The following is a 20604-nucleotide window of genomic DNA, read 5'->3' as shown; positions in this document are numbered from 1 at the left end:
CTTTATTTTGCTAAACAACCTTGGCTGTCTTTTACTTTTATTCTATATTTTCCTTTACTTAATCCATTTATAGTAGTACTAGTTCCAGAAAAACTTGTCCAATCTCTTTCTAAAATCTCTGTAGTTCCTTCTATTTTATATACTATGTAGAGATACGATCTTCCTGCTTCTCCACTAGTAACCTCTAGTTGAATTTCACCATCACCTATCTCAAAACAACTTTCATCATTTAAGGGTGCAGCTGTAAAATCAACATTTGTTGCTTTCTCGATAGTAAAACTAGGAGTCTTGACAAGCTTATCCCAAGAAGAACCATCATCTATTTCTGGAGCGGTTGGTATATCTAAATTTATATTTTGGGTTTGATATAGAAAATAATAGGTTCCTGCATCAATATTATTGGGCCACATATATCCATAGTTAGTGGAATTTAGTGGAATTAACGAATTAGTTGTATGTTCTTGCCCTATTAAAATTCTATCTGATTTATAGAGTGTAACAACTAACCTTTCTTTACTTGAGTCTATGTTTCTACCTAACTTTATCCCTATATTTCCATCCGTTTTATAGAAACAAGAAGTTTTGGTTTTATCATAATACTCAACAAATACTGGAGAACATCCAGTGATTGTATAAGTCCGCCTTGCTACAAATTTATTACTTGCCTTATGTCCCGTTTGAAAATGAATACTTCTCTCTGCTGAACCAGTGGGTAATTCATTTATATCAATACCATTATCTGCATATATATCACCTATATTAATATTAACAGACTGTGTAGCGCTAGCAAGTGTTTTCCAACCTCCATTTCCTATTTGATACTCCCAATCATACCCTCCTTTTAAATTTATTGTAGTAAGTGAACATACAGGATCTGTATTATCGGTTCCTACTATATGAAGAGGATAAACTCTTTGCTGAAAACTACATCCACCATAATTTAAATAACTCCTGTTATTAAAATCTTCTTTTAATATTGTTTCTTCTCTTGTATAATCACAGTCTGGGTAATTTGCTATTCGTATTGCATAATTATATATACTAATAGTCGATTGAGTAAAACCATCTTGTAATTGCATAAAATCAAAATATACATTCCCTACATTACTTGCTGTTGCAAAATAATTACCACTACCAATACCTCCAAGGTTAGTTTTTATGGAAAGACTTCCATTATTAGCATGTAAATAACCTGTTATTTCTGTTTTAACTAAATAAGCATATTCTGGATTTTGCCCGAAAACATTAATAGATAAAACAAAAACTATAAATTGTACTATTATTTTTATTTTGCCATACATTTTTTACTATCTCTTACTTTTACTTTATAAGTTCCTTTCCCTCGACCTCCTATTATTACTTCATTTGCTTTTATATTAGAAGGATCAAAAGAAATCCAATCAGTACTTTCATTCAATTCATATTCATACCCTTCTCCTGTTCCTCCACTAACATTGAAAACTCTTATCTTTCCATCTTCTGATTTTATACAGTTTTCATCACTAAATCTTTCAGCTTCAAAAGTGACATTTGTTGCTTTTTCAATAATAAAATTTGGTGTTTTGACTAACGTATACCAAAATGGGTCTGTTGCTTTTGGCTTAGATGGTGTAGTTACTTTATTCAATACTTGATATCTAAAATAATAACTCCCTGCATCAATATCTTTTGGCCAGTTAAAACCAAAAAAACCTCCTCCTAAATCTTTTAATACCAAAACTGTTGGGTCTGTAGTATCTAATTGCCTAGTACTGTATTGATTTATTAATATATCTCCGTTGCTATCTTCTTTAAATAAAGTTGCAGCTAATTGTTCTGAAGCATTGATATTATTACTTAATTTCACGCTTATTTTACCATCAGATTTATAAAAACATGATGTATTGCTTAAGTTATAATACGATTCAAAATCTGGAGAGCATTCTGTTAATGTTATTGTATATTTTTGAATAGAATAAACAACTTCATTGGTAAAAGGTGCTGTAAATTTAAATTGCAACTGTAAATTCCCTGTGAATTCATTTCTCCAATTAGTTCCAAAAATATCTAATAAACTTACATTTAATGGATATCTACTTTTATAGTTTGGTAACTCTTTCCATTCACCATTTTTATCTACATATTCCCATACTAATCCTTTTACATTATGATCTTGTCCATCAGAGTATTGATCAAATAAAGGATATCTTTCACACCTTCTATCTGCTGGAGCAGTTATTTTAGGTAATAAAACAGCGTGATAACTTATAGGTAAACAATCAATTGAGTTCGATTCTATTTCTATTTTATCAAATATTATTTTTTCTTGTGAAAACTCTGCCCCTTTACATTGATCTGCATATTGTCCACAAGGTCCTCCACAATCATTACTAGGATCATCATTAAAAAAATCGAAATAATTTAATTTAATTTTCACTATACTGGATAGAGCTTCATGTGACCCTTTATAATGGGATAAAACATACCATGAATCTCTATATGAATCGGAATATTCCTCAGTTGAAGAATGCAACACATACAATTCCGATTGACAAACCCCCAAACAATGAATTGATAAAAAAATTAATAATATTATTATTCTTTTGCTAAGCATTTATTACTATCTCTTACTTTTATTTTATAGGTTCCTTTGCCTCGACCTCCTATTATTACTTCATTTGCCTTTATATTAGAAGGATCAAAAGAAATCCAATCAGTACTTTCATTCAATTCATATTTATACCCTTCCCCTGTTCCTCCACTAACATTAAAAACTCTTATCTTTCCATCCTTGGAGTTTACACAGTTTTCATCACCTGACAATTTAGCTTCAAAAGTGACATTTGTTGCTTTTTTAATAGTAAAATTTGGTGTTTTTACTAACGTATACCAAAATGGGTCTGTTGCTTTTGGCTTAGATGGTGTAGTTACTTTATTCAATACTTGATATCTAAAATAATAACTCCCTGCATCAATATCTTTTGGCCAATTAAAACCAAAAAAGCCTCCTCCTAAATCTTTTAATACCAAAACTGTTGGGTCTGTAGTATCTAATTGACTAGTACTGTATTGATTTATTAATATATCTCCGTTGCTATCTTCTTTAAATAAAGTTGCAACTAATTGTTCTGAAACATTGATATTATTACTTAGCTTTACGCCTATCTTACCGTCTGATTTATAAGAACATGATGTATTGCTTAAGTTATAATACGATTTAAAATCTGGAGAACATTCTGTTAATGTTATTGTATAGTTTTGAATAGAATAAACAACTTCATTGGTAAAAGGTGCTGTAAATTTAAATTGCAACTGTAAATTCCCTGTGAATTCATTTCTCCAATTAGTTCCAAAAATATCTAATAAGCTTACGTTTAACGGGTACCTACTTTTATAGTTTGGTAACTCTTTCCAATCACCATTTTTATCTACATATTCCCATACCAATCCTGTTACATTATGATCTTGTCCGTCAGAGTATTGCTCAAATAAAGGATTTTTCTCACATCTTCTATCTGCTGGTGCAGTGATTTTGGGTAATAAAACAGCGTGATAACTTATAGGTAAGCAAGTGTCAGATATACACGTTATGGGATCTGGACCTGTATATGTTTTTGAAAATGAATCAAAATTAGAAAAAACTTTTTCTAACTCTACTCCATCACAATACTCAGAATAATGTCCACATGGACCACCACACCCATAGCTGGGGTCATCATTGTAACCTTGTTTATAATCTATTTTTACATTAATACTGTTTGAACTTACTTCATATTTCCCTTGATTATGAGATATAAAGTATGAAGATCTGTAATCACCTATTCTACAATCGTACTCTGATGGAGTATTATTTACAGGTTTTTTCAATAACACATATAATTCCGATTGAGAAAATCCCCAACAATGAATTAATGAAAAAACAAGTAATAGTAATTTTCTTTTCATAGGCAATTTTAATACTTTACTTCAATTTTTCTTATTTGTCCTAAGCTACCATCAACAAAAACGGGGCGTAATATATAAGTATATATATTATTTGGTTTTACATTTTCATCTACTATTCTATTTGTGCTCGGTAAAACATTTTTTAACAAGGAAACTTTTTCACCTTTTTTCCCTTTATAAATCATTATCTCTACAATAGCTTCTTCATTTACAGTTTTCCAGAATAACTCAATAAAAGTGTTATCTCTATCTACATAACTTCCTAAGTTTTTCAATCCTTTTAACAAAGTAAACCTTGGTACCTCAATAGTGGTATGTTTTGTATTAATAGACTGTAAATCACTCTCATCAACAGCCTTAATTAGATACTGGTAAGTTGTATTTCCTTCTACATTAGTATCCTTCCAATTTGTATATTCAATATGTAAGGTATCCTTGGGTAGTGTAGCTATTAAATTCCATTTTATACTATCTCTAACCCGTCTATATACTTCATGTTTTGTTATATCGTTACTCTGACTATTAGCCCAAGTTAAATTCACAGTTTCTTTTTCAACCTTGTAAGATGTTATTACAGGTGGTGCTGGTGGAATAAAGTCTGGTTTTTTCAATACTAAAACATCTGAATATTCAGACATATTATATCTTTTATCTACCGCTACAATTTTATAATATACTTTATCATTCAAACTTTTTACTGAAACGCTATCATAAAAAGTTGTTGCAAGATGCGGACTTACTGTAAGCTGTGAAAATTCTTCTTTATCATTATTCCCCTTAAAAACTCGATACCCTAACATATCTGGTTCAATATTATTATTCCATTTTAAGGTAACTACTCCTAAACTATCTACCTTTCCTTCTAAACCTATTGGTTTTACTGGAGGAATAGAGTCTACTGGTTGCACCAACACTGGGTATGATGTTCTACTATTTCCTTGCTTACCTATAGCGGTAATTGTAAAATAGTTCGTAGGATCTAATTCATCGTATTGAATTTTTCTTGTTCCTTTAGAAATACCTTTAATAACAGTTTTATACGTACCATTCGCTTTATTACTTTTATTAAGTTCAAAACCTTTGATAAATTCAACTCCCTCTTCTAAAAACTCCCATTTTAGAACTACGCTTTTGTTATTGTTTACTATTTTTTTACTTGATATTTTGGGCACATAAGGCAAAACTTTCACCCCTTTTCCTGAAATAATATCAGAAGGTGGGCTTAACTCTCCAAAAGGGGTTCTCCCTTTTACCCTATAATAATAGGTTTTATTATTTTGAATGGAATCTGTGTAATAAATTCTCTTAGTATCTACCCTACCACCGCTATTTAATGTAGTATAAGGCAGCTTATTAAGTTGATTAAAATTTACTCCATCCTCTGAACGTTCTATAAAATAACTATTAAATTCATTTTTATGGATTGCATAGTTCCAGTTTAACATTACCTTTTGATCATCAAAAATAGCAGCTAAGTCTAACGGTTTAGGTAAATCCTGATAGTCTTGAAGCCCTACAAAAACTCCTCCGTCTTTGATTTTCATTTCTTCTTTTGGTACTAAAGGAAAAACTTTATAAACATATTTTTCTGTAGATTTCACCTTTAAATCTTCGAAACCTAGTCCTGCTAATTTTGCTACTTCAAAATCCTGATCAGCCACATATAATGCCCAAGTAAATCGCTGTTCTTGTTCTTGAGACATATTTATAATTCCTTGTAAAGAACCAACTCCTTCCACATCAAAACTTTCACCAAACAACGATTGAGCCATAATAGCTGCATTGTTATTTTTCTCTATTATGCTGATCCATTTTTGTGGTTCTGCTGGCTTAAAAACTCCTAAATCTTTCTCTATAGGCTTTGACAAAGTTTGCCCACTAATACTAATGGTGTATCGCTTTAGCCTATAACCATATTTTGCTAATTTTCTAAACGACATTGGAGTTGTTGCTCCCCATCTCAACATAATTTTATGGCTACTATGGGGTCTTGCTAATACTTTAATGGCATTCTTGTTTACTTCTTTAGCTTGAGAAAAAGCTACAAAAGTTGAGAACACAAAAATTAATAGTACTATTATATTTCTTTTCTTAATAAATAGCATTAAAAAGGATTTTTATATTTAAATACTGTACTTGTTCCTAATACTCCTCCTGGCATTACATATTGCATTTTAACCTTATATTTACCAGACCATATCGCTGGGAATACCCCATTGATGATGTAATTATACTTCTGAATTTTCGATGCATATTCGGTAGGATCATTTAAATATTTATTTACCACTTTATATTGTATATCCATAAAGTCTCTTTTATAATGATAAGGTAAATTATATCTATAAGGAATTCGTTTGCTTAATAATGAAAATGTAGGGTTATTTCTTAAGTATGGTACATACCAAGTTAAGATATCAATTCCCTTTTTAGGTGGAATTCCTAAATCTTTTATATCTCTGTCTACTGTAAATTCAGGTTCTAAAGGGTACTTTTCATAAATTAACTGATAAATTCTATCTTCATAATAATTATCATCAAGAACTGCTTCAGTTTCAATTAAAGGTTGCTTTCCTGAATACTTACCTCCTTCTAATTCAATTCTATCAAATCTTTCAGATTCTCTAACATCTGTTTGAATAGCATGTACATCTGAATAAATAGGTTCTAGATAATGTTTTACTACTCTTTTATCATCTACTTTCTTAGCAAATGTATTGTATTCACTTGTAGTAAACTCATAGGTCAATAACTCAGTTACTGCTTCGTTATTAACAACACTTTGTACCTCTTTATTTTTAACCTCTACCGTATTACCTTCATAACCGGTATCTTGTTTAGTATAAGAAGTTTCATTTACAGAACCTTCTCCTGCATCTGGTGAACTAATCAATTTCAATGTGTATTTCTTTTGATTATTGAATTCGCCTAATTTAAAATTAACTTGTCTTTCACCTTTATTATAAGATACAGTATTTACAAAACTATGCCCTTCTTCGTTACTATAAACTACATTTTGTTTCCAATTTGTTTCAGGCGCAAACAAGTATGGTTGACCTCTTTTTAATTTCACATAACCAATTGTACTTTCATCTTGATAAAAATATTTCTGATCTATTACAGGGTATGTATATTCTATATTTTCAACCGGAATATAATCTGGTGCTATACCTGTAGTAAAAGTTCTTTCTTCTATTTCTTGAGCTTTTTTACCGTTGTGCATTAATGTAATCCAACTTCCTGATTTTAATTCTTGAAAACTAACCGCCACTTTTACCTGAATAGCTTTTTGCGGGGGTAAAACATCAAAAGAAACAAAATTCACTACATCTTGTGATTCATTCCACTCTAACTCTCCTTCTATTACTTTTCCATCACTTTTTACGGTAAACTCATCTAGTAAAATTCTATAAGTCTTTACTCCTTTATCGTCTTCGAGTTCAAAAGATTTATTTATTTTCATATTAAATGCTGATTGTGGTGCCGTGAAAACATCGACCTCTGTAGCATCATTATCAGGTGTAACTCCCGAAATTATCTTTATTCCACCTAATGGAGCTCCTCCTATTATCTCACATTCTTCTCCTAACTCAATTTTAAATCTAAAGCGTCCTTTTATCATTCCTCCTAGCACACTAAAATGACCTCCTACATATCCTCTAAACCAACTAGGATTTGGTAATTTTGCCTGTAATAACACAGCTGCTCCGGCTTTTACTATAGGGATTTTTGCTTTATAAAACCATAAATTAACCCTTATCCCTAGCTCTCCTTCTAAATATGCATAGGCTTGTCCGTTTGCGTACCAACCATCAACACCTATTTGTCCACTTCCTTTACAAGCGGTTTCCCCATAATCTTTAATCATGATATCAAACCCTAATCCAGCTCTAAATCGGGCATAAAACATTAAGAAATTCATGTTTCCTGTATCTAGACTAAAGTCCATACCTATAGCAAAACCTCTTCCATCTCCTAATGCATTTAAATCTCTCATATAGTCTAGACTATTTAGGTTTACTCCTAAAATATCAGCTACTGCTTGTGGTGGTGGTGGGCTACCCGGTATATTATCTCCAATCATTAAATAGGTTGTTGCTGATACACTAAAACCACCTATTCCTACTCGAAGTCCTATACGATCTTTAGGAGTTCCCATATGTAAATACCATCCATCTGGTCCAGTATGGAAAACCGCCCATCCTGCTCTACCTCTAGGACCAACACCACTAAAAAAGTTTCCTGGTGTGTTTACATATACTTCCATTTCACTATGAAAAGAATTATTTACAAAATCCATTTCCATAGAAAAGTGTGCATCAATTCCCACATCAAAAGTTAATCCATCTTGTGGAAAAGATACTTTACTGTACTCTACTAAATTTGTTTCTTTTAAGTCTTTAACCAACTGATTATCGGCTAAATCATTAATTTTATTTTCAAGTTTATTGAGCTTTTCTTTAAACTTATCCGCAAACTCTAACTTATAACCTTGCATTATATGAGCTTCCCCGAAGAAAAATATCCTATTCAAACCTCCATGAGTATTGAAAGCCATTTCAAAACCAACCTTACCATTAAAAGCACCTTCGTTCGCTAATGCAAATCCTAACATTGCTCTGAACCCTAGACCTGAGTTAGCGTCTGGAGTATAATCCATTCCTGAAGGAGGTTTTGGAGTCTTAACTGGCACAGGGTTTCCATTTTCATCTAACTCTCCTTGGTATACTAATTTAGGCGGATTAGATGTCTTTTTCATGTGGTAATAAGCACCACCTCCAAAACCGTTAATTTCAACAGGTCCAATCGTAGGTTTTGCTCTCATAGAAGATAAATCAGCATAAGCATCAACATACCAGTACCTTACATCTGTTTTACCAAACCAAGCTGTAGCTTTTACATTAATACTATTAAAATCTGCCTCTAACTCACCGTAAAATCCATTACCATATACAGGATCATTGTCTTTGATATCAACAAGTCCTTTAAACTTAACACTTCCTAAATCTGCTTCAACATTTATTCTTTGAATATCTATTCCATCGTACTTCCATCTATGCGTATTATCCTTATCTTCAAATTTTCCTTTAATTTTTAGTTTTGTACCTCCAGCAAACCCTTTATTCATTAAGTTTACATCCAACGCAAAACTTAACCCTATTCTATTATCATTGGCTGTTAGTCCTATTTCTGATATTGTTACTGGAAAGTTTCCAAATTTCACATCATCTTTATACCCCATGTAATCAACAGAAAAATATGGAGATTCCGTTTGCAACTGAAGATTTTCAAATGTGATGCCTTTAAAATCAACCAGCTTACTTCCATTACTGTTTTTCCTTCCAATAGTTAAACTACCATGCAAATTAGCTTTCGGTCTAAACTTACCCTCCTTAACTTTAAGAGTTACACTTGAATTTGATTTTAAGTGTGCCTCTGCCATAAAAACAGGAAAGTGTAATCCTTTTTTTGCTATGGGTTCCAGAGCTAAACTATAATCATCATTCCCTACATCAATTATAGCTGTATATTTAATTGCTTTCCTAACTCCTTTAACAAGCTCTGTTTGATTAATAATATCTTCCTTTGTAACTTTTCCTGAAGTAGGCAAAGCTATATGCCCACCAAAGCCAGCTCCTGTTATTTTGTTTGCTATAAAAGAAGCATGCAGATCAGTTACAGAAATAGGCCAACCTGAAGCTATTCCTTCTTCGATAGAAAAAAGATTTTCTACTGAGAATTGCCCCGTTATTCCTTCGCCATCAATTAAAAATTCTTTTGCTGAAAAGCTAAGCCTATTTTGTTCATTTCTTTTCATAAACTCCTTAGGCGCAATAATTTTTATTTCTTCTATAGATACTCCTCTCCACAATTCTTCATTCCCAGGAACTAGGTACTTTTCTTTATACGAGTTAGGAAAACTCATATTTGTAGAGTTTCTTAAATCACTAAAATCAAAAACAGCATTTTTAACTTCAAAGACTAACCCTCCTTTACCCCTACCTGTTGTAGATTTTTTATCTTTTAATTGAAATGGATGACTTAAATTTATCTCTGCAATAATATCGTTCCAATCTGACACTACTGTTTTAAAAGAGCCTTTAACCCTTGTTTTTGTATCTTGAATAACTTTGTAGTTGGCGTCCAATGGCTCTAATAGTTCTCTTGAGAACAATACATCGGCCGCTACCCCTATTTCTTTAATTCCAGAACAATCAATGGTTATATAGGTTTTGTTTTCTACAATACCTGTTTTCATATTAAAACCTCCCTTCAATTCCAGTAAACCTTTGTTACCTTGTATTGGTATTGCTACATCACCAAACAAGGATATATTGGTATCACCATAAATTCCCCCATTATGAGATATTTTTATGTTATCTGCTCCAAAAAAAAGCTCTTGTTGCTTTCCGTTCGCTCCTAATTGACCAACTGTCAGTTTAGCAAAAAGTGTAACCTCAGTATAATCTGGATAAAACTTAGCTTTACTTACACCTAATAAAGCTGTGTATTTACCGAATCTCTTTTTAACACCAACCGGTAAAGTAATCATATCATCAGAGCCTAAAACATCTACATAGCTACCTGTTTTTTCTATCGCCTCAAAAACAGAGGTTGCTCTACTTATAAGTGTATCTATCTTAGGATCAGAGTAATTTTCCTTTACATAATCAAAATCAAACTCTCCTTTTGCTTTAGAAGAAAACTCTATTAATTTAGGAAGTGCTTTTTCCGACCTAGAAATACTATCTAAAGGATTATCTGTTGAAGAAAAAACTAATTGAGAAAATACAATAAAAAAGAAAAAAGTAATTTTTTTCATAAGCAATAAGGGGTTAACAATTTCATTTTTAGCCGTGCAAACATATGCAGTAATTTGCTGTTTTCCAAAGTTGAAGAATAAAAAAATTCACATTTTTTTAACAAAAATATTCACACCCTAATTGTTCTCTTTTTTTCTTAATTTTATATCTCATAAAGATTCTAGAAAAACAATGGATAACAAAGCTAATAAACAAGCCGATAAACAACCTTCTGCTGAACCTCCGTACAAATTATTAAGCTTAAGAACTGGTAAACCAAAAGATTGGGCTGCAGGAATTCCTGGAGTTACAAACGCTATAAAGAGTTTAATAAACGATAAGGCTTTAGTTAGAGGAGGAAAAGCTTTGTTTAAAATGAATCAGTTTGATGGTTTTGACTGTCCTAGTTGTGGTTGGCCTGATCCTGATGATGAGCGATCACCTATTGCTGAATATTGTGAAAATGGTGCAAAAGCTATAGCTGAAGAAGCTACTAGTAAAAAAATTACTGCAGATTTTTTTAAACAAAATTCTATTTATGAGCTTTCTCAATTAACTGATTATGAAATTGGACATCTAGGTAGACTTTCTGAGCCTATGTACCTACCTAAAAATGGTACACATTATGAACCTATTAGCTGGGACAATGCTTTTGCAAAAATTTCCGAACACTTAAATAGGTTAGAGTCTCCAGATAATGCTGCTTTTTACACTTCTGGAAGAACAAGTAACGAAGCTTCTTTTGCATATCAACTTTTTGTGCGTGAATTTGGAACTAACAACTTCCCTGATTGTTCTAATATGTGTCACGAAACATCTGGTTTTACCTTAGCCTCAGTTACGGGTATAGGAAAAGGAACTGCTACTTTAAAAGACTTCTACGATACCGATGTCATCATGATTATTGGTCAAAATCCAGGAACGAACTCTCCACGAATGTTAAGTGCTTTAGAAAAAGGGAAAAAGAACGGAGCTAAAATTATTGCTGTTAACCCTCTTCCCGAAGCTGGTTTAATGGGATTCCGAGATCCTCAAAAAATAAGCGGTATTTTAGGAAAAGGTATCCAACTTGCCGATTTACATCTTCCTGTTAAAATTAATGGAGATTTAGCATTGCTAAAAGCTATCGAACTCTTACTATTACATTTTGAGAAAGAAACTCCTGGTAAAGTTTTTGACCAAGAATTCATCAATAATAAAACAGTTGGTTATGAAGATTTAATTAAGCAAATTGAAAACTATGATTTAGATGAATTAGCAAATGCATCTGGTGTTTTAAAAGAAGATATTCAAAAAGCTGCAGAAATGCTAGCTCATAAAAACCGAATTATTATTTGCTGGGGAATGGGACTTACGCAACAACCTAACGGTGTTGATATTTTAAAAGAAGTTCTAAACCTGTTATTCTTAAAAGGAAGTATTGGTAAGTCCGGAGCAGGTTCTTGCCCTGTACGTGGACATAGTAATGTACAAGGAAATAGAACGATGCTTATTAACCACAGTCCTTCTGTAGAGCAACTTGATAAATTACAAGAGGTTTTCGACTTTAATCCACCAAGAAATAATGGTTATGATGTTGTGAATACCATAAAGGCTATGAATGAAGGAAAAATTAAAGTCCATTTTAGCATGGGGGGAAATTTCTTATCAGCAACTCCTGACACCACATATACTGCTAATGGAATGAGACAGCTTGATTTGTCTGTTTCTGTTTCAACTAAGTTAAACCGAACTCATTTGATTCATGGAAAAGAGGCTTTAATTTTACCTACTATTTCGAAAAGTGAAATTGATATCGTTAATGGTGAGCATCAGTATACAAGTGCTGAAAATGCTATGGGAATTGTAGAGTGGTCTAAAGGAGTATTAAAACCTATTTCTGACAAGCTTATCAACGAAACACATATTGTTTGTAGAATGGCAAAAGCTACTTTAGGAAATAAAAGTGTGGTTGATTGGGATCGATATATGGATAGTTACAATGCTGTAAGAGATGATATAGAAAAATGTATTCCTGGTTTTGACAACTACAATGTTCGTGTAAAACAAAAAGGCGGGTTTTACTTGCCTAATGCGGCTCGTGAAGGGAACTTTAAAACAAAAGAGTTTGGAAATCGTGCTCCGTTTTCTATAACGACATTGCCTCAAAACACACTAGCTGATGATGAGTATTTAATGGCTACAGTAAGAACACACGACCAATTCAATACTACTATTTATGGATTAAATGATCGTTATCGTGGAATTCATAATGAACGTCGTGTAATTTTCATGAATAAAAAAGATATTGAAAAAGCAGGTTTTACATCTGGTGATAAGGTAGATTTATATAATTATGATAATGACACAGAGCGTATCGCTCCGCTATTTATTATTGTTGAATACCCTATCCCCGAAAAAAACACGGTTACTTATTTTCCTGAAACTAACGTACTTGTTTCAATCCATAACACCGTAAAAGGAAGTAATATGCCAGCTTCAAAACATATTAAAATTAAAATAAAAAAACACAATCCGAATATCTATGATAAAATAGAGGGAGTTCTTCATAAGAAATCCAATTCATAAAAATTTACTCGTATAATTTTAATTTATTTTCTAGTTGTTTAATTGTTTTATGCATAGAATCCATTCTATCAAGCATATTATTAATTACGTCTATACCTTGCATGTTTACCTCTAAATCGTAGTGTAATCTGATTATTTTCTCTAAAATAGGTAACTGTTCTGTATATAAGTATTTATTGGAATCTTTTACTACAAACTCTATGAGTTGAAAAGATTCAATACTTTCTATAAATTGTTCATCTAAATTGTGATGAACAATAACTTTTTGTACACTTATTAGTTCTGTATTGCTCATATCTATTTCAATTTAGAAAGTTTTGTAAATAACTCTCGTTGTTCATCTGTTAAATTGGTTGGAATCTCTATTTTGTAAGTAACATATAAATCTCCAAACTGACCTTCTTTTTTATACTTCGGAAATCCCTTTCCTTTCAATCGAATTTTGGTTCCATTTTGGGTACCAGCTTTTACTTTTAATTTAGCTTTATCAACAAAAGTATTAATCACTACCTCTCCACCCAATACTGCGGTATATAAATCAATAGTTTGTTCTGTATATAAATTAGCGCCATCACGTTTAAAATTAATATCAGGTTTAATATCAAAAGTGATGTATAAATCTCCATTTGGACCTCCATTTATACCTTCTCCTCCATGCCCTTTTATTTTAATTGTTTGACCATTTTCTACTCCAGCAGGAATCGTTATTCGTATTTTTTTATCATTTACCGTCAGTACTTGTTTTTGTGAAGTATAAACATCTCTTAAGTTTAATTGTAATGAAGCGTTAAAATCTTGACCTCTAAATTGCGCTGTACGTCTACCTGAGCTTCTTCCACCACCAAAGGCGGCATTAAAAAAATCAGAAAAATCAGTTCCATCAAAATCTGAGGATGAATATTGCTGATAAGCCCCTCCTCTTCCAAATCCACTTTGACTAGCGCGTTGTTTTTTAGCTTCCTCATATGCTTCTGCATGTTGCCAGTTTTCTCCGTATTCATCGTACTTTTTACGATTTTCAGGGTTACTTAATACTTCATTGGCTTCATTTATTTGCTGAAACTTCTTTTTAGCTTCTTCATCATTTGGGTTTGTATCTGGATGATATTTTCTTGCTAACTTCCGATAGGCTTTTTTTATATCGGCAGCAGTTGCTTTTTTATTTATTCCTAAAACTTTGTAATAATCTATAAATTCCATATCAATTCGATTGACCTAACACACTAAAATTACGAAATTTAACAACATAAAACCAATGCTTTCCCCCTACTTCTTTTTAATGTATTTTTGCACCTTTATTTGAAGATTGAATGACAGTAGAAGATTTAGTAGGAACATACAATATTATTGGTAGTAACCAAGATGAAAGTGAGAATACTTATAAAGGTACTCTTTCTTTAACTCTTGATGAAAATAGTAGAATTATTGCAAAATGGATAATTAACAACGAACAAGAACAATTTGGAACTGGCTTTTTTAAGAATAACATTCTTGTTATCAACTTTAATTATAATGGTGATGACAATACTACCTACAAAGGTGTTGCTGTATACTCTTGTCTTTCTAAAAATATTTTAGACGGGTTTTGGTCTGAAAAGCACGGAAATCCTTTATTTCTTGGAGAAGAACGTTGTTTTAGAGTTCAAGAACAAAATGAGTTAGTTAATTAACTTAAATAAGATAATTATAGTAAGTTTAGTCTTCTTTTAAGCTCATTTCTATTAGATCTACTTACAGGAATAACATCTTGTTTTATAAGCACACTATTATCCTCTATATCAATAATTTCATTTGTATTTATAATATAAGACCTGTGTACTTTTAAAAATGATTCTGAAGGTAGTTTTTCTTCAATCTTTTTTAAAGGACTGTGAACAATGTAATTTTTTTCTTCTGTTTTAACTTTAATATAATCGCCTTTAGCTTCTACAACATAAATACTCGGAATATCAATTTTTACTAATCGTCTATCAATATTTACATATAGTGTATTTACATCTGTGGGTTGATCTTTCTTTACTGGTTTTACATTATTATCTTTTTCTATGGCTGCAATAATTTTCTCTACCGATTTTTTAAAGCGCTCTAACTCTATTGGTTTTACTATGTAGTCTACAACAAAATCATACTCAAAAGCTTCAACAGCAAAGTTTCTATCAGAGGTAGTCAATACAATTTTAGGTGGATCTTTTAGCGTTTGAATAAGATCAAACCCCGTAAAATCTGGCATATGAATATCTAAAAAGATAGCATCTACTTTATTATTGTTTAAAAATTTTATTGCTTGTATTGCATTAGAAAATTCTCCTACAAGTTTTAATCCTTCTACTTGTTCACTCACTTTTTTGAGAATCATTCTTGACATTAGTTCATCATCAATAACAATACAGTTCATAGTTAATCTTTTAAAGTTCCTTTAAAAAAGCAAGCATTACAGGCAATACACTTTCAAAATGTTCTTTGTTTTCTATGCTATTGTCTGCAAGGTTGTTTTCAAACTCGTTGGTTATTTTATAGCTTTTTTCTAAGCCTAAAATACTCATTTTATGCTTAATTCTATGAACAATTTCTTTAGTTTTCTTAAAATCGTTATTTTTAATGTATAAAAAATAGCTTTCTATTTCACCTGAAAGTTCCTCTTTTAAAACTGCTGTAACTTGTTTTTTAAACTCCTCATCTCCTTTAGAAAGTGCATTTATATAAGATAAGTTTGGTTGCTCCATAATTACTTTTTTATTGTAAAAAAGAAGATTGTTCCTTTATTTATTTCAGACTCTAACCATATTTCTCCTTTATAAAAATCTACAATTTTTTTTACGATTGATAAACCAATCCCTGAAGAGTCTTTAGACTTTTTTAAAGATTGGAAAATTTTAAAAATTTTATCAAAGTGTTCTTTTTCAATACCAATTCCATTATCCTTTATTGAAAACTTATAAAAAGAGTTTTGGTCTTTTACATCAATTTCAATAATCCCTTTTTCTTTATCGTTAAACTTAATTGCATTATTTATCAGGTTTTGAAATAATTGTAGAAACTTTGTTTTGTCTCCTTTTATAATGGGTAATTTCTGTAAAACTTTTATTGAAATGTTTTTTGGCACATATATTACTTTCTTAACTTCTTCAATTAGCAAATTTAAATCTACATCATCGTCTTCTTTAACTCCATTAACTACACTAGAATATTCTAACACATCAGTAATGAGTTGCTCCATTTTTTCAAGAGTATTTTCAATATGTTCAAAATTTTGGAGACTAGCTTCATCAAAAATTCCTTCATTATCAGTTTTAATCCAACTGGTCAAAGCATGAATACTTCTGATAGGAGATTTTAAATCGTGGGATACTATGTGTGCATATTCTTCTAGTTCTTGATTACTTTTTGCTACCTTTTTTAATAAGTCAGTATTTTTCTTTTCTACTTTTTTACGTTTTTTAATGTTTATTGCACTTTTTAACTGAAGCGATACTAAACCTGCAATACCTTCTATCGTTTTTAAGTGCTCTTCTGTAAAATAGTTTTTCTCTTGATGCTCTGCATTTATAACTCCTATTACCTTATCTTCATTCTTTATAGGTACTGTTAATTCTGATAGTTTTGGGGTAATATAAACTACGTATCTATCATCTAAATTTGTATTATCTATAATTTCTGAAACACCTGATTTTGCTACGCTTCCAACCACACCTTTTTCAAAAGGTAATCGCATTTTTTCGTAAATTTCTTTGCTCTCTCTTTCTCTTTTATCAAATGAAGCTACTAATTCTAATTGTTTTTTCTTCTCGTTTACTAAGTAAACAACACAATCGTCAGTATTTAAATAATTAGCAACGCTGTTTGATACTTCCCATGCTATTTCGTAGATATCTTCTTTTCCTAAAATTGATTTGGCTGTGTTATTTATAACTTCAATTACTTGCCGTTCTTTTCTTTGGTTAGTTATATCTCTAATAATTCCTTGTGCAGCTATTGGAGTATTATTTTTATCAAAAACTACGCTTGAATTAATATTTACCCATTTTACTTCTTCTTTTTTAGTAATAACTCTAGCTACATAATTGGTGAAGTATCCATTTTTTAATAATTGTGCGTAAGAATTCATCGCATAATCATAATCTTCTTGTTCAGGATAAATAAGGCTTACAACATTTACATCTTCTTCATTTACATCAAAACCAAATAACTCTACGGCAACATCGTTCATTTTTAACACATTACCATTAATATCCATTACTAGATAAGCATCATTAATATTTTCAAAAATTCCTTTTAATTGCGAATCTTTCTCATCTAAAAGGTCTTCTAATTGTTCATTAACTACCTTTAGCTCTTGAGAAATATTAAATAATTCTAACGATTTTTCTTCTAGTATTTTCTCTGCTTGTTTTCTAGCCTTTTTTTGTCTTTCTAGCGCTCTTTGTAGTATTTCAATTTCCTTTATACTCACTAATTTTTATTGATAATAAATCTTACTTCAGTTCCGTCATTTTTAATTTTTTCTAAAATAATTTCTGCTGAACTATTAAAATGCTCAAACGTTTTATTCATTAAACCTAATCCAAAATGATGCATTGCTCTACTTGATTTATATAGCATTACAAGTGAATTTTCGCTTTTCTCTTCTACAAGAAATGTTGGTAATTCTGCATCTGGATAAATCTTTTTTACTTCTACATGAATATGATCTTCAATAGATGACAACATCTCTATAGGATCATTATATGTAGCTAAAAGTCCGGGATAACTATCTTCTATCACTGAAAAGAAATGTTCTGCGTATACTAACAACAAATCATCTGTTGAAACTCCTGTATTATTACTCAAATTCTCTAATAATTGTAGCATTTCAGAAAATCTGTATGTACCAATAGCAGTATATACACCACCAGAATCTAACTCAGATTGTTCTATAATTTTATCTACCATTTCGATACCAAATTTATCTTCAACTAAATCCAAGAACTCTGTAAAAACAATCCCTTTCATATTTTATTTTTTAAATTCATTAAGGCTCCAATACTCAATTATTGTTCCTATTTTTTTTTCATAATCTTGATACTTTAAAGGCTTTAAAACATACCCTGCTATTCCCAATCTATAACATTCTGTAATGTCTTTATCATTATCTGATGTTGTTAGTACTATGGTAGGAATATGTTTTAACTTTTCATCATTTTTTAGAATAGATAAAAACTCAATCCCGTTAGTATCAGGCATATTCAAATCTAATAAAATTATATTTGGTAAATCTTTTTCCAATAAAGATAAGGCTTCTTTTCCATTATTAGCTTGTGTAATTGTATGATTTTCTAAAACAGGAGTAATAGCTCTATTAAACTTAAGCACCTCTATCTTATCATCTTCTATTAAAAGTATTTTTATTTTTTTATTCAAAACCTCAGATTAAAAACTAACTTGATAAAAATAAATCAAATCTAAAGTTATGGCTTTTTTCTTTGATAAAGAACTATTTATCTATAGATGAAATGCGTTTTACTATAGACGAATTGATTTTTTACTTTTTTCACCTACTTTTGAAACAAATCTTTTAAGTTATGCAATGTCCTTGCAACCCAAATAAAAAACACAGTGATTGCTGCCAAAAAGCACATCAAAACATTCATTCAGTTACCTCAGCTGAAGCTTTAATGCGCTCAAGATATAGCGCTTTTGTATTAGCTAATATCAATTATCTACAAAAAAGTCATCATAGTAGTACCAGACCTTCTAAAAGAGAAAAGAAAGAAATTTTAGCTTGGACAAAATCTGTTAACTGGATAAAACTAGAGGTGTTGCACACAACAGAAACTACTGTTGAGTTTAAGGCTTTTTTTATGGAAAATGGAAGTATTGACGTAATTCATGAAAACTCTCTTTTTTGCAAAGAGAACGACCATTGGGTGTATCTTGGTAAAAAATAAGACTGTCGAAAACGTCATTTCAACCAAAGGGAGAAATCTTTTGTTTGTTACTCGTTTTTGAGAGATCCCTCCTCGTCCCTCGTTCGGAATGACATTTTATCTTAGACAATCTCATTAATACTACACCAAGAATTCAAATAAATTAGGTTTATCATTTAAATATTCACCATAAAAACTACGCTCTTTCATTCTGCGAATTAATGGTTGTATATCTTCTTTTTTCTCTAACTCAATTCCTACCACTGCTGGTCCGTTTTCTCTGTTTGTCTTTTTAGAATATTCAAAAAAAGTGATGTCATCATTCTCTCCCAATACCTCAGCTACAAACTCTTTTAAAGCTCCAGCACGTTGTGGAAAACGAACAATGAAATAATGCTTCAATTTGCCATATAACAATGCACGTTCTTTTATTTCGGCAGTACGAGTAATATCGTTGTTACTTCCGCTAATAACACAAACTACATTTTTACCTTTTAATTCTTCTTGATAAAAATCAAGTGCACTTATAGTCAAAGCTCCTGCAGGCTCTACTACAATGGCTTCTTTATTATACATTTCTAATATCGTTTGACACACTTTTCCTTCAGGAACAGTTATCATATCCGTTAAGTTTTCTTGACAAATTCTGTAGGTTAACTCCCCTACTTGCTGAACTGCTGCACCATCTACAAACTTATCAATACTATCAAGCTTAATATTGTTATTTTCCTCTAACGATTTTTTCATAGAAGGTGCTCCTGCTGGCTCTACTCCTATAATTTTTGTTTTGGGAGACAATAACTTAAAAACACTTGATAAACCAGAAGCCAATCCACCACCTCCAACAGGCACAAAAACATAATCGATTGGTTGTTCTGATTGTTCCAAAACCTCAAGACCTACAGTTGCTTGTCCTTCAATAATTTTTTCATCATCAAATGGATGTACAAAAGTCTTTTGTAAACTATCGCATAAAAGTTTTGCTGCCTTGTAAGCATCATCAAATGTATCTCCTATTAATTGAATATCTACAAAATCTCCCCCAAACATTTTTACTTGTTCTACCTTTTGTTTTGGTGTTGGTGCAGGCATGTATATAGTACCGTAGATTTCTTTTTTTCTACACGCCAAAGCAACACCTTGTGCATGATTTCCTGCACTAGCGCATACAATTCCGTTTTCCAGTTCCTCTTCGGTTAAAGAGCTAATTTTATTATAAGCCCCTCTAATTTTATACGAACGAACTTGCTGCAAATCTTCTCTCTTTAAAAAGATATTAGCATTGAATTGTTGTGATAAGTTAAAATTTTCTTGCAACGGAGTAACTGCTACGACTTCTTGTAAAGTCGCAGCAGCTTGTTGTATTGCTTCTAGTTTTGGAAAATAAGTTTCTTTTTGAACTTCCATAG

Annotated in this window: 16 protein-coding genes; 3 read left to right on the top strand and 13 right to left on the bottom strand. The window is 31.3% G+C overall.

Going from position 1 to position 20604, the window contains the following annotated elements; genetic code table 11:
• Positions 1-2 precede the first annotated feature (2 nt).
• The 5 genes from VCM48_RS01095 to VCM48_RS01075 form a co-directional block, all read right to left on the bottom strand.
• A complete protein-coding gene (locus VCM48_RS01095) occupies positions 3-1301 on the bottom strand; it encodes a hypothetical protein (RefSeq protein WP_482271293.1) in 1299 nt (432 codons plus the stop codon).
• A complete protein-coding gene (locus VCM48_RS01090) occupies positions 1286-2416 on the bottom strand; it encodes a hypothetical protein (protein WP_482271292.1) in 1131 nt (376 codons plus the stop codon). Before VCM48_RS01090 ends, VCM48_RS01095 begins: the two co-directional genes overlap by 16 nt.
• 158 nt (positions 2417-2574) lie before the next feature.
• Positions 2575-3924, bottom strand: coding sequence for a hypothetical protein (locus VCM48_RS01085; RefSeq protein ID WP_482271291.1), 1350 nt, complete (start codon positions 3922-3924; stop codon positions 2575-2577).
• An 8-nt stretch (positions 3925-3932) separates the two neighbouring features.
• Positions 3933-6029, bottom strand: a complete 2097-nt coding sequence (locus VCM48_RS01080) for a fibronectin type III domain-containing protein (protein WP_482271290.1) — start codon at positions 6027-6029, stop codon at positions 3933-3935.
• The gene (locus VCM48_RS01075) at positions 6029-10744 is read right to left on the bottom strand and encodes a hypothetical protein (protein WP_482271289.1); all 4716 of its coding nucleotides are present in this window, start codon (positions 10742-10744) and stop codon (positions 6029-6031) included. Before VCM48_RS01075 ends, VCM48_RS01080 begins: the two co-directional genes overlap by 1 nt.
• A 172-nt stretch (positions 10745-10916) precedes the next feature.
• Here VCM48_RS01075 and VCM48_RS01070 point away from each other — a divergent pair, with 172 nt between their 5' ends.
• Positions 10917-13292 carry an FdhF/YdeP family oxidoreductase gene (locus VCM48_RS01070; protein ID WP_482271288.1) on the top strand — a complete coding sequence of 792 codons (2376 nt, stop codon included), beginning with the start codon at positions 10917-10919 and terminating at the stop codon, positions 13290-13292.
• 4 nt (positions 13293-13296) lie between these two features.
• Here VCM48_RS01070 and VCM48_RS01065 read toward each other — a convergent pair whose 3' ends face one another.
• Complete coding sequence (locus VCM48_RS01065) at positions 13297-13587, bottom strand: chaperone modulator CbpM (RefSeq protein WP_482271287.1); 291 nt, start codon at positions 13585-13587, stop codon at positions 13297-13299.
• A gap of 2 nt (positions 13588-13589) precedes the next feature.
• The gene (locus VCM48_RS01060; protein ID WP_482271286.1) at positions 13590-14492 is read right to left on the bottom strand and encodes a DnaJ C-terminal domain-containing protein; all 903 of its coding nucleotides are present in this window, start codon (positions 14490-14492) and stop codon (positions 13590-13592) included.
• Positions 14493-14602: 110 nt separating this feature from the next.
• On the opposite strand from VCM48_RS01060, the gene VCM48_RS01055 reads away from it, so the two are divergent.
• The gene (locus VCM48_RS01055) at positions 14603-14962 is read left to right on the top strand and encodes a hypothetical protein (RefSeq protein WP_482271285.1); all 360 of its coding nucleotides are present in this window, start codon (positions 14603-14605) and stop codon (positions 14960-14962) included.
• Positions 14963-14976: 14 nt separating this feature from the next.
• On the opposite strand, the gene VCM48_RS01050 is transcribed toward VCM48_RS01055, so the two are convergent.
• Genes VCM48_RS01050 through VCM48_RS01030 form a run of 5 tightly spaced genes read right to left on the bottom strand, consistent with a single transcriptional unit; the run spans position 14977 to position 18689 of the window.
• Positions 14977-15687 (bottom strand): LytR/AlgR family response regulator transcription factor, encoded by a 711-nt coding sequence (locus tag VCM48_RS01050; RefSeq protein WP_121147287.1) that lies wholly within the window; start codon positions 15685-15687, stop codon positions 14977-14979.
• A gap of 10 nt (positions 15688-15697) precedes the next feature.
• The gene (locus VCM48_RS01045; RefSeq protein WP_121147286.1) at positions 15698-16015 is read right to left on the bottom strand and encodes an Hpt domain-containing protein; all 318 of its coding nucleotides are present in this window, start codon (positions 16013-16015) and stop codon (positions 15698-15700) included.
• A 2-nt stretch (positions 16016-16017) separates the two neighbouring features.
• Positions 16018-17742, bottom strand: a complete 1725-nt coding sequence (locus tag VCM48_RS01040; RefSeq protein ID WP_482271284.1) for a GAF domain-containing sensor histidine kinase — start codon at positions 17740-17742, stop codon at positions 16018-16020.
• Entirely contained in the window at positions 17742-18281 is a 540-nt protein-coding gene (locus tag VCM48_RS01035) for a heme NO-binding domain-containing protein (RefSeq protein WP_482271283.1), read from the bottom strand. The genes VCM48_RS01040 and VCM48_RS01035 overlap by 1 nt, the downstream gene beginning before the upstream one ends.
• A 3-nt stretch (positions 18282-18284) precedes the next feature.
• Positions 18285-18689: a response regulator gene (locus VCM48_RS01030; RefSeq protein ID WP_482271282.1), complete on the bottom strand. Its 405-nt coding sequence runs from the start codon at positions 18687-18689 to the stop codon at positions 18285-18287.
• Positions 18690-18850: 161 nt separating this feature from the next.
• Here VCM48_RS01030 and VCM48_RS01025 point away from each other — a divergent pair, with 161 nt between their 5' ends.
• Positions 18851-19216, top strand: a complete 366-nt coding sequence (locus VCM48_RS01025) for a YchJ family protein (protein WP_482271281.1) — start codon at positions 18851-18853, stop codon at positions 19214-19216.
• A gap of 120 nt (positions 19217-19336) precedes the next feature.
• Here VCM48_RS01025 and ilvA read toward each other — a convergent pair whose 3' ends face one another.
• Entirely contained in the window at positions 19337-20602 is a 1266-nt protein-coding gene (ilvA, locus tag VCM48_RS01020; protein WP_482271280.1) for a threonine ammonia-lyase IlvA, read from the bottom strand.
• Positions 20603-20604: the final 2 nt, after the last annotated feature.

This window comes from Tenacibaculum sp. DPLXC6 (assembly GCF_056815515.1).
This window is presented reverse-complemented; position numbering and strand designations above follow the sequence as displayed.

Excerpts from the sequence above, each read along its gene's own strand:
- VCM48_RS01095 (WP_482271293.1), bottom strand. The coding sequence starts at position 1,301 with ATGTATGGCAAAATAAAAATAATAGTACAATTTATAGTTTTTGTTTTA.
- VCM48_RS01085 (WP_482271291.1), bottom strand. The coding sequence starts at position 3,924 with ATGAAAAGAAAATTACTATTACTTGTTTTTTCATTAATTCATTGTTGG.
- VCM48_RS01080 (WP_482271290.1), bottom strand. The coding sequence starts at position 6,029 with ATGCTATTTATTAAGAAAAGAAATATAATAGTACTATTAATTTTTGTG.
- VCM48_RS01075 (WP_482271289.1), bottom strand. The coding sequence starts at position 10,744 with ATGAAAAAAATTACTTTTTTCTTTTTTATTGTATTTTCTCAATTAGTT.
- VCM48_RS01070 (WP_482271288.1), top strand. The coding sequence starts at position 10,917 with ATGGATAACAAAGCTAATAAACAAGCCGATAAACAACCTTCTGCTGAA.
- VCM48_RS01065 (WP_482271287.1), bottom strand. The coding sequence starts at position 13,587 with ATGAGCAATACAGAACTAATAAGTGTACAAAAAGTTATTGTTCATCAC.
- VCM48_RS01060 (WP_482271286.1), bottom strand. The coding sequence starts at position 14,492 with ATGGAATTTATAGATTATTACAAAGTTTTAGGAATAAATAAAAAAGCA.
- VCM48_RS01055 (WP_482271285.1), top strand. The coding sequence starts at position 14,603 with ATGACAGTAGAAGATTTAGTAGGAACATACAATATTATTGGTAGTAAC.
- VCM48_RS01050 (WP_121147287.1), bottom strand. The coding sequence starts at position 15,687 with ATGAACTGTATTGTTATTGATGATGAACTAATGTCAAGAATGATTCTC.
- VCM48_RS01045 (WP_121147286.1), bottom strand. The coding sequence starts at position 16,015 with ATGGAGCAACCAAACTTATCTTATATAAATGCACTTTCTAAAGGAGAT.
- VCM48_RS01035 (WP_482271283.1), bottom strand. The coding sequence starts at position 18,281 with ATGAAAGGGATTGTTTTTACAGAGTTCTTGGATTTAGTTGAAGATAAA.
- VCM48_RS01025 (WP_482271281.1), top strand. The coding sequence starts at position 18,851 with ATGCAATGTCCTTGCAACCCAAATAAAAAACACAGTGATTGCTGCCAA.
- ilvA (WP_482271280.1), bottom strand. The coding sequence starts at position 20,602 with ATGGAAGTTCAAAAAGAAACTTATTTTCCAAAACTAGAAGCAATACAA.